This is a genomic window from Streptomyces roseofulvus (genome assembly GCF_039534915.1).
GTDB lineage: Bacteria > Actinomycetota > Actinomycetes > Streptomycetales > Streptomycetaceae > Streptomyces > Streptomyces roseofulvus.
Window position 1 is genome coordinate 4,219,059 of the sequence record NZ_BAAAWE010000001.1, and the last position, 14,064, is coordinate 4,233,122.

The 14,064-nt window shown below is 74.8% G+C and carries 11 protein-coding genes and 2 tRNA genes; 11 read left to right on the plus strand and 2 right to left on the minus strand.

The genetic code is table 11. From position 1 onward, the window contains the following. Nucleotides 1–65 precede the first annotated feature (65 nt). Together ABFY03_RS19390 and ABFY03_RS19395 are read left to right on the plus strand one after the other, a co-directional pair. Entirely contained in the window at nucleotides 66–677 is a 612-nt protein-coding gene (locus ABFY03_RS19390; RefSeq protein WP_346170459.1) for a SigE family RNA polymerase sigma factor, read from the plus strand. A gap of 412 nt (nucleotides 678–1,089) precedes the next feature. Next, nucleotides 1,090–2,742 (plus strand): long-chain fatty acid--CoA ligase, encoded by a 1,653-nt coding sequence (locus tag ABFY03_RS19395; protein ID WP_346170460.1) that lies wholly within the window; start codon nucleotides 1,090–1,092, stop codon nucleotides 2,740–2,742. A gap of 46 nt (nucleotides 2,743–2,788) precedes the next feature. Here the strand turns inward: ABFY03_RS19395 and ABFY03_RS19400 are convergent, their stop codons facing one another. Continuing rightward, complete coding sequence (locus ABFY03_RS19400) at nucleotides 2,789–6,523, minus strand: hybrid sensor histidine kinase/response regulator (RefSeq protein WP_346170461.1); 3,735 nt, start codon at nucleotides 6,521–6,523, stop codon at nucleotides 2,789–2,791. Between the two features lie 151 nt (nucleotides 6,524–6,674). Beyond that, a complete protein-coding gene (locus ABFY03_RS19405; RefSeq protein ID WP_386723633.1) occupies nucleotides 6,675–7,127 on the minus strand; it encodes an SSI family serine proteinase inhibitor in 453 nt (150 codons plus the stop codon). Nucleotides 7,128–7,450: 323 nt separating this feature from the next. Between ABFY03_RS19405 and ABFY03_RS19410 the strand changes: the two genes are divergently transcribed. From ABFY03_RS19410 to ABFY03_RS19450, 9 genes are all read left to right on the plus strand, one after another. Then, nucleotides 7,451–7,541 (plus strand) — tRNA-Ser (locus ABFY03_RS19410). Between the two features lie 350 nt (nucleotides 7,542–7,891). Next, a tRNA-Arg gene (locus tag ABFY03_RS19415) sits at nucleotides 7,892–7,964 on the plus strand. A gap of 131 nt (nucleotides 7,965–8,095) precedes the next feature. After that, the gene (locus ABFY03_RS19420; protein WP_031003283.1) at nucleotides 8,096–8,461 is read left to right on the plus strand and encodes a PH domain-containing protein; all 366 of its coding nucleotides are present in this window, start codon (nucleotides 8,096–8,098) and stop codon (nucleotides 8,459–8,461) included. 151 nt (nucleotides 8,462–8,612) lie between these two features. Beyond that, nucleotides 8,613–9,443: a BRO-N domain-containing protein gene (locus ABFY03_RS19425; RefSeq protein ID WP_319011622.1), complete on the plus strand. Its 831-nt coding sequence runs from the start codon at nucleotides 8,613–8,615 to the stop codon at nucleotides 9,441–9,443. 27 nt (nucleotides 9,444–9,470) lie between these two features. Continuing rightward, nucleotides 9,471–10,346, plus strand: coding sequence for a DUF2797 domain-containing protein (locus ABFY03_RS19430; protein WP_319011623.1), 876 nt, complete (start codon nucleotides 9,471–9,473; stop codon nucleotides 10,344–10,346). A gap of 84 nt (nucleotides 10,347–10,430) precedes the next feature. Further along, on the plus strand, nucleotides 10,431–10,766 hold the full coding sequence (locus ABFY03_RS19435; protein WP_319011624.1) for an antibiotic biosynthesis monooxygenase family protein: 336 nt from the start codon (nucleotides 10,431–10,433) through the stop codon (nucleotides 10,764–10,766). Beyond that, nucleotides 10,753–11,640 carry an amidohydrolase family protein gene (locus ABFY03_RS19440; RefSeq protein WP_346170462.1) on the plus strand — a complete coding sequence of 296 codons (888 nt, stop codon included), beginning with the start codon at nucleotides 10,753–10,755 and terminating at the stop codon, nucleotides 11,638–11,640. Before ABFY03_RS19435 ends, ABFY03_RS19440 begins: the two co-directional genes overlap by 14 nt. Nucleotides 11,641–11,737: 97 nt before the next feature. Then, nucleotides 11,738–12,493, plus strand: a complete 756-nt coding sequence (locus tag ABFY03_RS19445) for a response regulator transcription factor (protein ID WP_319011626.1) — start codon at nucleotides 11,738–11,740, stop codon at nucleotides 12,491–12,493. Nucleotides 12,494–12,498: 5 nt separating this feature from the next. After that, a complete protein-coding gene (locus ABFY03_RS19450; protein ID WP_319011627.1) occupies nucleotides 12,499–14,055 on the plus strand; it encodes a sensor histidine kinase in 1,557 nt (518 codons plus the stop codon). The last annotated feature ends 9 nt before the right edge of the window (nucleotides 14,056–14,064 follow it).

Here is a 14,064-nt window from a genome sequence, read left to right on the forward strand (position 1 = left end):
GAGGGAGCCCGGTTCGGGACCTGGGGCCGATCCCTGCGGCACCCCTCCGCTCCTAGCGTGGAGCCATGACTCCGCCACCCACTGGCCCCGTCTGCGCCGGCGCCTCCACGGCCGCCACCCGGTCCGTCGAGCGCACGGCCCCGCGCACCTCGCCGCGCACGGGCCCGCGCCCGTTCGCGTACCCCTCGTTCTCCTCGTTCGTCAGGGCGCGCGGGCCGCTGCTCCTGCGGACCGCCCGCTCGCTCACCGCGAACCCGAGCGACGCCGAGGACCTGCTCCAGACCGCCCTCACCAAGACCTTCGTGGCCTGGGAGCGGATCGAGGACCACCGGGCCCTCGACGGCTACGTGCGCCGGGCGCTGGTGAACACCCGCACCTCGCAGTGGCGCAAGCGCAAGGTCGAGGAGTTCGCCTGCGACGAGCTGCCCGAGCCCGCCGGGCTGCCCGAGCCGGACCCGGCCGAGCGCCAGGTGCTGCACGACGCCATGTGGCGCGCCGTGATGAAGCTCCCCGAGCGGCAGCGGCAGATGGTCGTCCTGCGGTACTACGAGGACCTCAGCGAGGCGCAGACGGCCGAGCTGCTCGGCGTCTCCGTGGGCACGGTGAAGAGCGCGGTCTCCCGCGCCCTCGGCCGGCTCCGCGAGGACCCGGAACTCACCGCGGGCGTCCACGCCTGACCGCGAGGCGGACGCGGGCCCGACCGCGGGCCTGACCGCGGACCGACAGCCGGCCCTGGCCGCGGACTGTCAGCGGCCCGACTGCGGGCCTGGTCGCGGGCCTGACCTCGGGACCGACCGCAGGGCCTGGTCGCGGGCCTGACCCAGGGACCGACCGCAGGACCTGGTCGCGGGCCTGACCACGAGACCGACCGCAGGACCCGGCCGCAGGCCCGGGCGCGGGCCCGACCGCGCGACCCGGCCGCGGCGGCAAGCCGTTCGCCTCGCCGTCGGCCGTCGGACCGGCCGTTCATTGACATCCGCCAGTGATCACTGGCAATTTCGGTACTCCCGGGTAGTGACATACCGCGCGGTACGTGCGCAGAATCTGCACATCCTTACTGCCACGTAGCGCCCACCGGGAGGACGCCCCGTGTACAGCACCATGCAGGACGTACAGCTCACCATCAGCCGCATCCTCGAGCACGGCCGGCGGGTCCACGGCGGGTCCACCGTCACGACCTGGACGGGTGAGCCGGAGCCGCAGCGCCGCACCTACGCCGAGATCGGCGACCGCGCCGCCCAGCTCGCCCACGCGCTCCGCGACGAGCTCGGAGTCCAGCCGGGCGAGCCGACGGCGACGCTGATGTGGAACAACGCCGAGCACGTCGAGGCGTACTTCGCGCTGCCCTCCATGGGCGCCGTCCTGCACACCCTCAACCTGCGGCTTCCCCCCGAGCAGCTGATCTTCATCGTCAACCACGCCGCCGACCGGGTCGTCCTCGTCAACGGCTCGCTGCTCCCCCTGCTCGCGCCGCTCCTGCCGCACCTGCCGACCGTCGAGCACGTCGTCGTCGCCGGCCCCGGCGACCGCTCGCTCCTGGAGGGCGCCGCCCCGCGCGTCCACGAGTACGAGGAGCTGATCGCCGGCCGCCCGACCACGTACGACTGGCCCGAGCTGGACGAGCGCGCGGCCGCCGCCATGTGCTACACCTCCGGCACCACCGGCGACCCGAAGGGCGTCGTCTACTCCCACCGCTCCATCTACCTGCACTCCATGCAGGTGAACATGGCCGAGTCGATGGGCCTCACCGACAGCGACACGACCCTGGTCGTCGTCCCGCAGTTCCACGTCAACGCCTGGGGCCTGCCGCACGCCACCTTCATGACCGGCATCAACATGCTCATGCCGGACCGCTTCCTCCAGCCGGCCCCGCTCGCCGAGATGATCGAGAGCGAGAAGCCGAGCCACGCCGCCGCCGTCCCCACCATCTGGCAGGGCCTGCTCGCCGAGGTGACCGCCCGCCCGCGCGACCTCTCCTCCATGCGGCAGGTCACCATCGGCGGCGCCGCCTGCCCGCCCTCCCTCATGGAGGCGTACGACCGGCTCGGCGTCCGCCTGTGCCACGCCTGGGGCATGACGGAGACCTCCCCGCTCGGCACGATGGCGCACCCGCCGGCCGGGCTGACGGCCGAGGAGGAGTGGCCGTACCGCGTCACGCAGGGCCGCTTCCCGGCCGGCGTCGAGGCCCGGCTCGTCGGGCCCTCCGGTGAGCACCTGCCGTGGGACGGCGAGTCCGCCGGCGAGCTGGAGGTGCGCGGCACCTGGATCGCGGGCGCGTACTTCGGCGGCATCGGTGCCGAACCGATCCGGCCCGAGGACAAGTTCAGCGAGGACGGCTGGCTGAAGACCGGCGACGTCGGCGTGATCAGCCCCGACGGCTTCCTCACCCTCACCGACCGGGCCAAGGACGTCATCAAGTCCGGCGGCGAGTGGATCTCCAGCGTCGAGCTGGAGAACGCGATCATGGCCCACCCGGCCGTCGCCGAGGCCGCCGTCGTCGCCGTCCCGGACGAGAAGTGGGGCGAGCGCCCGCTCGCCACCGTCGTCCTCAAGGAGGGCGAGACCGCCGACTACACGACCCTGCGGGACTTCCTCGCCACCGAGGGCGGCATCGCCAAGTGGCAGCTGCCGGAGCGCTGGGCGATCGTGCCGGCGGTCCCGAAGACCAGCGTCGGCAAGTTCGACAAGAAGGTCATCCGCAAGCAGTACGCGGAGGGCGAGCTGGACGTCACCCGGCTCTGAGGGCGACGAGCGGAGGGGGAGGGCCACGGCGGCCCTCCCCCTCCGGTCAGTTGGTGCCGATCTTCGCCAGCAGGTCGACGATCCGGGCCTGCACCTCGGCGCTGTTGGAGCGCTCGGCCAGGAAGAGGACCGTCTCGCCGGAGGACAGCTCCGGCAGCCTCTCCCGGTCGAGGCCGGTCGAGGTGTAGACGACCAGCGGGGTGCGGTTGAGCTGCCCGTTCGCCCGCAGCCAGTCGATGATCCCGGCCCGCCGGCGGCGCACCTGCATGAGGTCCATGACCACCAGGTTCGGCCGGGTCTCGCCGGCCAGCGCCACCGCCTCGGTGTCCGTGGCCGCCCGCACCACCTGCATCCCGCGCCGCTCCAGGGTGGCGGCGAGCGCGTCGGCGATGTGCTCGTTCTCCTCGATGACCAGCACCCGCGAGGGGTGCTGCTCGCTGTCGCGCGGCGCGAGCGCCTTGAGCAGGACGGCGGGATCGGCGCCGTACGCCTCCTCCCGGCCCGCCTGCCCGAGTCCGGCCGCGAGCAGCACCGGCACCTCGGCGGCGACGGCCGCCTGGCGCAGCGACTGGAGCGCGGTCCGGGTGATGGGCCCGGTCAGCGGGTCGACGAAGAGCGCGGCCGGGAAGGCGGCGATCTGCGCGTCGACCTCCTCGCGGGAGTGCACGATCACCGGACGGTAGCCGCGGTCGCTCAGCGCCTGCTGGGTGGTGACGTCCGGCGCGGGCCAGACGAGCAGCCGGCGCGGGTTGTCGAGCGGCTCCGGGGGGAGTTCGTCGTCGACGGGGAGCGGGGTGGGCCGGTTGACGACCTCGACCGCGCCCCCGGGTCCGTCGAGCGGCTCGGGCCCCTCGGCGGAACCCTCGGCGGGCGCCCCTATCGCGTACGCGCGCCCGCGTCCCTCGGACTCGGCGGCGGGCGGGACGGCGGGGGCCGCGGCGGGCACGGGCAGGGGCATCGGCCCGGACACGGACGCCGGTACGGGCGGGGCGGGGACGGCGGCCGGTGCCGGGGCCGGCGGGTCGATCTCCGGCGGGGTCGCGAGCTTGCGGCGCCGGCCCGAACCGCCCGAGGGCGCGGCGACGGGCGTCCCGGCCTGCGCCGGCGGCGCGAAGGGCACGCCCTGCCCGAGCGTGCGCACGCTGAACGCCCGCCCCTGCGTGGAGTCCTTCGGCACCGGAGCCGGAGCCGGTACCGGAACGGGAGACGCCACCGGAGCCGGAGCCGGAGCCGGCGCGGGTGCGGGTGCCGGAGCGGGCGCCGGGGTCGGCATCGGCAGCTCGGGGGGCAGCGGTACGGAGCCGGTGCCGGTGCCGTTCGCAGGCGTCGCCGTCGCCGTCGCCGTCGCGGCGGGCGGCGCCGGGGGCATCGGCGGCGTCGGCGGTACGGCCACGGGGGCGGCGGCCGGCGCGAGACCGGCGGCCGCGACCGGCGCGCCCGGAAGGGGGTGCGGCTGCGGCGGCGTGTGGTCGGAGCCGGCGGGCACGTCCCGTACCGCCGCGTGCCCGTGGACGTGCTCCTCGGCGACGGCCTCCGGGCCGTCCTCGCGGTCGGCGTCGGCCGGCGGCAGCGCGAACGGGGTCCGCGGGCCCGCCTCGGCCGCGGCGGCGCGCTCCTGAGCGGCGGCCAGCGCACGCCGGCGGCGCCCGGTCGGCCGGTCGCCCCCGGTCGGCTCGCCGTGCAGGGCGACCGTGCCCTGCGGCGCGGCCGGCAGGGCGGGGGCCGGAGCGGGGGCAGGAGAGGCCTGCTCGACGGCGACGCCCTGCGGCGGCACGGCGGCCCCGAGCGCGGCCCGCTCCTGGGCGCCTTCCGCGGCGGTCACCACGGAGCCCTCGGCCGGGCGGCCCCGGCGACGGCCGGTCGGCTCGACGCCGGTGGACTGCTGGGCGGGGATGAGCTCGGCGGGGCCGGCGGCCTCCTCCGTACGGGCGCGGCGGCGCCCGCCACCGGTGGCCGGCAGGGCCACCGCCCCGGCACCGCCCTCCGGGGCCGTCGCGCTCTCCAGGAAGGCGTCGGTGGAAGCGCGCCGGGCCCGGCGCCGGCCGGAACCGCCCGAGGTCCCGCCGTCCGCCGGACCGGACGCCTGCGCGGGCAGCGCGGGTACCCCGTCCTGCTCCGGGGCCACCCCGCCCCGCTCCGCGGCCTCCGCGACCGCCTTCGGGGACTCCAGCTCCTTCGCGCCGGAGCCGGACCGCTCCCGCGCGGGCCTGGGCTCGGCGGCGGGAACGGTTCCCCGGCCCGCGCCGATCGGCACCTCCAGGACGTACGCGCCGCCGCTCGTCCCCGGCACCTCGTGGGTCTGCACGACACCGCCGTGCGCCGCCACGATCCCGCGCACGATGGGCCCGTGGACCGGGTCGCCGCCCGCGTACGGGCCGCGGACCTCGATGCGGACGACCTCGCCGCGCTGCGCCGCGGCCACCACGATCGTCGAGTCGGCCGGGGCGCCCTGCGCCGAGGCGCGGGTCTTGCCGGTGGCGTCCACGCCGGCCACGTCCGCGACGAGATGGGCGAGCGCGGTCCTCAGCCGGCCTGCGTCGACCTCGGCCTCGATCGGCGGCGCGTGCACGGCGAACTGCGCGCGGCCCGGGCCGATCAGCTCCACGGCCGCGTCGATGCCGCTGGTCACGATCCCGTCGAGCAGCGCGACCTTCCGGTCCAGCTCCTCCTCGCCGGCGTCCAGGCGCTGGTAGCCGAGGACGTTGTCGACGAGCGCGGTCATCCGGGCGTACCCGGCGACCAGGTGGTGCAGGACCTGGTTGGCCTCGGGCCACAGCTGCACGCCGTCGTCGGCGGCGAGCGAACCCAGCTCGGCGCGCAGCTCCTCCAGGGGGCCGCGCAGCGACTCGGCGAGGACGGCGGTCAGCTGGGCGTGCCGGGAGGCGAGGGCCGCGTACTTCTCCGCCTGCGCCTCGCGCTCGGCCGCGTGCCGCTCGGCCCGGTCGGCCAGCTCCACGGCGTGCTTCTCGACCAGCTCCTCGTACGGCCTGCGGTCGGTGAAGGTCATCACGGCGCCGACCAGCTGGTCGCCGTCGCGCACCGGCGCCGTCGTCAGGTCGACGGGCACGCGCTCGCCGCTCTTCGACCACAGCACCTGGCCGCGCACCCGGTGCTTGCGGCCGGACTTGAGGGTGTCGGCGAGCGGGGACTCCTCGTACGGGAACGGGGTGCCGTCGGCGCGCTTGGGAAGGATCAGCGGGTGCAGCTCGGCGCCGCCCAGCTCGCCGGCCCGGTAGCCGAGGATCTGCGCGAAGGCGGGGTTCACGAGCACGACCCGGCCGTCGGTGTCCGTACCGACGACGCCCTCGGCGGCGGCCCGCAGGATCATCTCGGTCTGCCGCTGCGAGCGGGCCAGCTCGGCCTCGGTGTCGAGGGTGCCGGTGAGGTCGCGGACGACCAGCATCAGCAGCTCGTCGCCGGTGTAGCCGCTGTACGAGTCGTACGCCTCGCGCCCGTCCTCCAGGCTGGCGCTGGTCACCTCGACGGGGAACTCGCTGCCGTCGGTACGGCGGGCGACCATCCGCATCGGCTTGGTGCGGCCCCGCTCGTCGGCCGGGTCGGGGCGGCGCATCGAGCCGGGGATCAGCCGGGAGTCGAACTCCGGCAGCAGGTCGAGCAGCCCGCGCCCGACGAGCGCGGTGCCGGGGGTCTCGAACATGCCGAGGGCGATGGTGTTGGCGTTGACGACCGTGCCGTTGCAGTTGACGAGCACGAGACCGTCGGGGAGGGCGTCGAGTATGGCTGCGAGGCGAGCAGCGCCTCGGGATGGCCTGCTGCTCACGACGACGCTTCCTCCCTGACGCCCTGCAATTGCCCGCGAGCCGTGCCCGCGGTGTGCGCCGCCCGGCATGTGCCGTGACGGCGGGCCGGCCCCATCTTGCCCCGCGGGCGGCGGCCCTGTCACTGAGGGAGTCTAACGGCGCCCCCGTCCGTCAGGCCCGGACGCTCGGAAGGAGGGGTTCCGCGTTCTCCCAGCGGTCGATCTCGCAGCCGTTCGACCGGGAGAAACGGGCGTCGATCCGGCGCCCCTGCCAGGTGCCAATCACCTGTGCGGTGACCGGTCCGCCGTACAACTGGGTGCACATTCGGTCCGCCGGGACCGGCGCGAAGGGGTTCTCCCCGGCGCGCGCGAAGCCCTCCAGGCGCTCGCAGGCCCGCTCGGCCGCCGGATGGTCGCCGCCCACCCGCCCGTCGCAGGTGAGCTTCCAGCTGCCGTCGGCCTCCGGGATGCCGCTCCCGGAGACGGTCACCGTCAGCGAGTCCGGCGGCGAGAGCAGCGGCAGCGGCGGCAGCTCCGGCAGCGGCACGGCGGAGGAGGCGCCCACGGAGGCGCCGGCGAGGCCGGTGGCGAGGGCGGTGGCGAGAACGAGACGGCGCAGCAGCATCGAGCGACTCCGGGGAAGGAGGGGGCGGGGCGGGCGGTGATCGGACAGGGGTCGGGGCGTGGGCCGGGTCGGCGCGCCCCCGCCCTCTTCAACGCTCCGGCCCGCCGGGCGTTGCGCAACCGGGGTGCGCCGGGCGGGTGCGCACGGCGGTGCCGGTCGGTGGTGCCGGCAGGCGGGACGCCCGGCGGGGGGCGTGCGCGGTGCGCGGACGCGCCGAGGGCTTTGCCCTGGGCCCCGCCCGCCTAGTACGGTGAAAGCGATTGGTGACACGAGGCTCGCCTGTGTCATCATCTGCACGCACCCCGCGCATGCGCGGGGAGCGAGGAGGCGTCGCCTAGTCCGGTCTATGGCGCCGCACTGCTAATGCGGTTTGGGCTTTATCGTCCATCGAGGGTTCAAATCCCTCCGCCTCCGCGCTCAGGAAGCCCCGGCCCCACGGCCGGGGCTTCCGCCGTTCCCGGCCCCGGCGCCGCCCTTCCGCGACGTGCTCGCGCACCGCCTCTTGCCCCGCGCCCCGATCCGTGCGCCCCTCAGGCCCGCCCGCGTGTGACCCCGGTCTCTTTCGGCCCCTTCAGCCCCGTTCCCACCCCCGGAACGCCACGGTCCACCCGACCGGCCGCCGCTCCTCCCGAGCGTGTTTCCGCAGGTCAGAGGGGGTGGGTCAATCGGATTTCACAGGACGGCGGCAGTCATGTAATGTTCTTCCTGTCGCCGGGACAGCGGGCCGAAAGGGCCGGGAAACGGAGACAAGAACAAAAGAACAAGCACTCGTAGCTTAACGGATAGAGCATCTGACTACGGATCAGAAGGTTGCAGGTTCGAATCCTGCCGAGTGCACAGCGAAGAGGCCCGGACGAGAGTCCGGGCCTCTTGCGTTTGTCGGGGCGGAAGGGCGTTGCCAGGAGCGGGGGGCGTGGGGTTAGGTTCGGTTGATCTTATTTTTTGACTGAAAAGTGGGGGTGGGGGCCATGGCGCTCTTCGGGAACGCGCACGCCATCGATCCGGCGCAGGCGCAGCAGGACTACGCGCGGCTGCTCGGCCAGGGGGAGCAGGTGCACGCCGCGTACCTGCTGATCCGCGACGTCATCTTCTTCACCGACCGGCGGCTCGTGCTCGTCGACAAGCAGGGCATCACCGGCAAGAAGGTCGAGTACCACTCGATCCCGTACCGGAGCATCACGCACTTCGCCGTCGAGACGGCCGGCACCTTCGACCTCGACGCCGAGCTGAAGATCTGGATCTCGGGCCAGGCCCTGCCGGTCACCAAGACGTTCACCAAGGGTGTGGACATCTACGAGGTGCAGGCGATCCTCACGCAGTTCGTCGCCCGCTGACGCACGCCGACGGCCCGTCCGACGGCGGGCGCGGAGATTACTACGAAGGCCCCGGGTTTGCCCGGGGCCTTCCCCTTTTGGGTGAACCCATCTGATTTGCATGTCAGTTGAATATGCCTTCGGCCTAACGTGCGGGTGGAGGTGATGATCGTTGGACGCGATCGACATCGATGACTTCGTACGGGCCGCCGCCGGGGGCCGGTTGAGGCGGCTGACGGCGATCGACGGGGCGCACTGGTTCCCCGTCGTGGACGTGGCCCGGCGGCTCGGGTACCCGGGGCCGCGCGAGGCGCTGCGGAGCGTGGCCCTGCCCGCCTGGTGCCTGGCGCCCGCCCGGGAGCTGGCGCCCAGCCGGGACATACTCGTCCGCAGCGGCATCCGCGGCACCGCGCGGATGGTCAGCCTCGCCGGACTCGTGCAGCTCGTCACCGCCTGCCGCTCGCCCGAGGCCCAGCCCTTCCGGGCCTGGGTCGGGGAGCTGGTGGCCGAGGTGCAGCGGCACGGCGGCTACGGGCTCGAACCGGCGCCGGCGCACGGCGGGTTCGTGCTGCCGCCCGAACTCGTCGACGTCCTCGTCCGGCTGGAGAGCCGCTTCGACGAGACCGCCGTGGGCCTCACGGGGCACGCCGGGTACGCGGAACTGCTGCGGGAGACCCGGCTCAGCCTCTCAAGGGTCGCCGACTCCCTTGAGCGCACGTTCGCCGTCCCCCGCCAGCGCGGCGGCGAGGACCGGCCCCGGCTCAGCGCGCAGGAACTCGTCGAGTCCTGGGAGATCAGCGGCGACATGCGGGCCGTCGCCAGCTTCCTCGCCCCCGCCCTCGTCCGCGGCGGCGTCCGCTGCCGCCCGCAGGACGTCACCCGGCGCACCGGGCTCTCCGGCGAGCGCGTCCGCGACTGCGTCCGGCTGCTCATTGAGCGGGGCTGCATGCGCGAGGTCGGGGACCCCCGGCCGGACGGGACCCGGATCTACGTGCTGCCCTGAGGGGGAGGATGGGGGAAGGACAAGGACGTGGGAGGCGGTCCGGCCGTGTGGCGGAGTGGTGGCGTCGGGTGGAGCGGGGGCTCGGCCGGGCTGCGCTGGTGGGGCGGGCGGGTGAGCCCGGTCGGTTACGGGCTGCCGCTCGCCTTCCGGGCCGTCGGGGGCCGGGCCTGCGCCGGGGCGCGGAGCAACGCCTGCCCCGTCGGCGCCGCGGTGCCGGCCCGGTCGACCGGCGGACTCTGCCCCGACTGCGCGCGCCTCGACCGGGCCCACTCCGTCGCCGCCGACACCTTCGCCGACGACCCCCGGCCCTACCGGGTCTACCTCGCCTGGTTCGGGGCCGGCACGGTCAAGGTCGGCATCACCGGGGAGCACCGGGGGGACGCGCGGCTGCGGGAGCAGGGCGCCGTCGCCTTCTGCTGGCTCGGGCGCGGGCCGCTGATGGCCGCCCGGCGTACCGAGGAGGTGCTGCGGCAGGCGCTCGGCGTGCCCGACCGGGTGTCGTACGAGCGGAAGCGGGCGCTGCGGGTCGGGCTGCCGGACGCCGGGGCCCGGGCCGCGGAGATCGAGGAGCTGTACGGGCGGGCCCTCGGCGTCGGCGGCTGGGGCGACACCCTGGAGGCGCTGCCCTGCACCGCGTACGACCACGGGGAGCTCTTCGGCCTGGGCGCGCTGCCGCCGCTCGACGGGACCGTCACCGAGCTCGTCGAGGGCGGGGTCGTCACCGGGCGGGTGCTCGCCGCCGCCGGCCCCGACCTGCACCTGCGCGACCCCGGCGGACGCCACCTCGTGCTCGACGGGCGGCTGCTCGGCGGCTGGGGGCTGGAGCGGTGCGGGCCGGACGACGCCTGGAGCGTGCCCGTCGGCGGCGCGCCCGCGACCGGCGGCCAGGAGGGGCTGTTCTGACCCGGGGCGCCGCTTCGTAAAGTCTTGGATCCCTTCGGCCGGTGGCTGTGGACACCGGCGGCCCGCCCCGGCGAGGGTGATCACATGACCCAGAAACCGATCTCCGGGCTCGAACCCCCTTACTACACCGCTGTCTTCACCTCCCTGCGGCCCGACGCCCCCGAGGGGTACGCCGAGACCGCCGCCGAGCTGCGCGAGCGGGTCGGCTCCGTCCCCGGCTTCCTCGGCTACGAGTCCGCCCGCACCCCCGGTGGCCTCGGCATCACCGTCGCCTACTTCCGCGACCTGGAGGCCCTCGACGCCTGGCGCCTCGACGCCACGCACATGGCGGCGAAGGAGCACGGGCGCGCGCACTGGTACGAGGCGTACAGCTGCCACATCGGGAAGGTCGAGCGGAGCTACGGCTTTGAGCGGGAGTGACGAGAGCGCGGCCGTCCGCGGCCTGACCGCGCGGCTCGGACTGCCCGGGCTCGTCGACGTGCACACCCACTTCATGCCGAAGAACGTCCTCGACAAGGTCTGGGCGTACTTCGACGCCGTCGGGCCGCTCACCGGACAGCCCTGGCCCATCACCTACCGCGAGGAGGAGGACCGGCGGGTCGAGCTGCTGCGTGGCTTCGGTGTGCTCGCCTTCACCTCGATGCTCTATCCGCACAAGCCCGGGATGGGCGCCTGGCTCAACGCCTGGGCCGCCGAGTTCGCCGCGCGGACGCCCGGCTGTCTGCACACGGCGACCTTCTTCCCCGAGCCCGGGGCCGCCGGATACGTCCGGCGGGCCCTCGACGACGGGGCCCGGGTCTTCAAGGTGCACGTCCAGGTCGGCGGCTTCGATCCGAACGATCCGCTGCTCGACGCGGTGTGGGGGCTGCTCGCCGAGAGCGGTACGCCGGTCGTCGTCCACTGCGGCTCCGGGCCCGCGCCCGGTGCCTTCACCGGGCCGGGACCGGCGGGGGAGCTGCTCGCCCGGCACCCGCGGCTGCGGATGGTCGTGGCGCACATGGGGATGCCGGAGTACGTGGACTTCCTCGGGCTCGCGGAGCGGTACGCGGGCGTGCACCTGGACACCACCATGGCGTTCACCGACTTCAGCGAGCGGCTCGCGCCCTTCCCGCGCGACGCGCTCAAGCGGCTGGCCGACCTCCAGGACCGGATCCTGCTCGGCTCCGACTTCCCGAACATCCCGTACCCCTACGTCCACCAGCTCCACGCCCTCGAACGGCTCGGGCTCGGCGACGACTGGCTCCGGGCGGTCCTGCACGACAACGGGGCCGCGATGTTTCACGTGAAACCCTGACCGGAGGGATCCCCGACCGGACCGGCTCCCCCGGTTTCTCAGGGAATTCACAGGAAAGCGCAAGGGGGATCTCAGCGGCGACGGCGAGCGTGGGGCCATGACCGTCACCACTCGCAGCACTTCAGCCCGCCGCGGCACCCGCGCCGATCTGCTCCGTGCCGACGGCAGCGCCGTCCGCGTCCTCGTCGTCGACGACGAGGCGTCCCTCTCCGAACTGCTCTCGATGGCCCTGCGCTACGAGGGCTGGCAGGTCCGCAGCGCCGGCGACGGGGCCGGTGCCCTGCGGGCCGTGCGCGAGTTCCGGCCCGACGTCGTCATCCTGGACATCATGCTCCCGGACGTCGACGGGCTCAGCCTGCTCGGCTCGATCCGGCGCGAGCTGCCCGAGGTGCCGGTTCTCTTCCTCACGGCGAAGGACGCCGTCGAGGACCGGATCGCCGGGCTCACCGCCGGCGGCGACGACTACGTCACCAAGCCGTTCAGCCTGGAGGAGGTCGTCGCCCGGCTGCGCGGCCTGATCCGGCGCTCCGGGGCCGCCCAGGCCCGCAGCGAGTCGCTGCTGACGGTCGGCGACCTCACCCTCGACGAGGACAGCCACGAGGTCACCCGGGGCGGCGACTCCCTCCACCTCACCGCGACCGAGTTCGAGCTCCTGCGGTACCTCATGCGCAACCCGCGCCGGGTGCTCAGCAAGGCGCAGATCCTCGACCGCGTGTGGTCGTACGACTTCGGCGGCCAGGCCAACGTGGTCGAGCTGTACATCTCCTACCTGCGGCGGAAGATCGACGCCGGCCGCTCGCCGATGATCCACACCCGCCGGGGGGCCGGCTACCTCATCAAGCCGGGGGAGTAGCCCCCATGCGCCTCCGTTCCCGGCGGCCGTGGTCGCTGCGGACGCGCCTGGTGGTCTCCGCCGTCGCGCTGATCGCGGTCGTCGCCACCGTCATCGGCACGGTCACCACCATCGCGTACCGCTCCTACCTCTACGACCGGGCCGACGAGCAGCTGACCGCGCTCGGCCAGCGGGCCGCCGGGCCGCCGGTGCCGCCGCCCGGCGGCCCGCTCCGGGAACGCTCACCGCTCTCCGTCCTCGGCGACCCGGGCTCCCCGATCGGTGCCCTCGTCGCCGTCGTCGAGGGCGGTGAGGGCGGCGAGGTCACCGAGGCCGGCTACTCGACGGAGACGGAGACGGCCGGCGGCGCCACCGGCGAGCGGCCCCTCTTCCCGGTCGAGAAGCTGGACGCGGCGCAGACGAACGCGCTCGCCGCCGTTCCCCGCGACGGGCGGGCGCACACCGTGGAACTGCCCGGCGGGCTCGGCGCGTACCGGGTCGTCTACGCCGAGGGCTACCGCGACGCCGTCCTCACCGGCATCCCGCTCGCCGAGGTCGAGAACGCCCTCTCCACCCTCGTCCTCGTCGAACTCAGCCTCACCGCGGCCTCCCTCGCCGCCGCCTCCCTCGCCGGGACGGTGCTCGTACGGATCGCGCTGCGGCCGCTGCGCCGGGTAGCCGCCACCGCCGCCCAGGTCGCCCGGCTGCCGCTGCACAGCGGCGAGGTGGCGCTCCACCAGCGGGTCCCGGAGGCCGAGGCCGATCCACGCACCGAGGTCGGACAGGTCGGCGCCGCCCTCAACCGGATGCTCGACCACGTCCACGCGGCCCTCGACGCCCGCCAGCAGAGCGAGACCCGGGTCCGGCGGTTCGTCGCCGACGCCAGCCACGAACTGCGCACCCCGCTCGCCTCCATCCGCGGCTACGCCGAACTGACCCGGCGCGGACGCGAGGAGTGCGGGCCCGACACCCGGCACGCGCTCGGCCGGATCGAGTCCGAGGCCACCCGGATGACGGGCCTGGTCGAGGACCTGCTGCTGCTCGCCCGGCTCGACGCCGGGCGCCCCCTCGCGGACGAGACCACCGACCTCGTCCCGCTGGTCGTGGACGCCCTCGGCGACGCCCGCGCCGCCGGACCCGACCACCACTGGCGCCTCGAACTGCCCGGCGACGGCGGACCGGCGGCCGTCCGCGGCGACCCCGCCCGGCTCCAGCAGGTGCTCCTCAACCTGCTCGCCAACGCCCGCACCCACACCCCGCCCGGGACCACCGTCACCGCCCGCGTCCGGGGCGAGGGCACGACCGTCGTCGTCGAGATCCAGGACGACGGGCCCGGCATCCCGCCCGAGCTGCTGCCCGCCGTCTTCGAACGGTTCGCGCGCGGCGACGCCTCCCGCTCCCGGCACGCCGGGTCCACCGGCCTCGGCCTCGCCATCGTGCGGGCCGTCGTCACCGCCCACGGCGGCGGGGTGACCGTCGCGTCGGTCCCCGGCCGCACCGTCTTCTCGGTGACCCTGCCGGCGGAGAGGAACCCCACGGACGCAGACTCACAGGCTGACCACAGGCTGATCACACCGGCGTGACAGCGGGCC

Excerpts from the sequence above, each read along its gene's own strand:
- ABFY03_RS19450 (WP_319011627.1), top strand. The coding sequence starts at position 12,499 with ATGCGCCTCCGTTCCCGGCGGCCGTGGTCGCTGCGGACGCGCCTGGTG.
- ABFY03_RS19405 (WP_386723633.1), bottom strand. The coding sequence starts at position 7,127 with ATGCTGCTGCGCCGTCTCGTTCTCGCCACCGCCCTCGCCACCGGCCTC.
- ABFY03_RS19445 (WP_319011626.1), top strand. The coding sequence starts at position 11,738 with ATGACCGTCACCACTCGCAGCACTTCAGCCCGCCGCGGCACCCGCGCC.
- ABFY03_RS19435 (WP_319011624.1), top strand. The coding sequence starts at position 10,431 with ATGACCCAGAAACCGATCTCCGGGCTCGAACCCCCTTACTACACCGCT.
- ABFY03_RS19420 (WP_031003283.1), top strand. The coding sequence starts at position 8,096 with ATGGCGCTCTTCGGGAACGCGCACGCCATCGATCCGGCGCAGGCGCAG.
- ABFY03_RS19390 (WP_346170459.1), top strand. The coding sequence starts at position 66 with ATGACTCCGCCACCCACTGGCCCCGTCTGCGCCGGCGCCTCCACGGCC.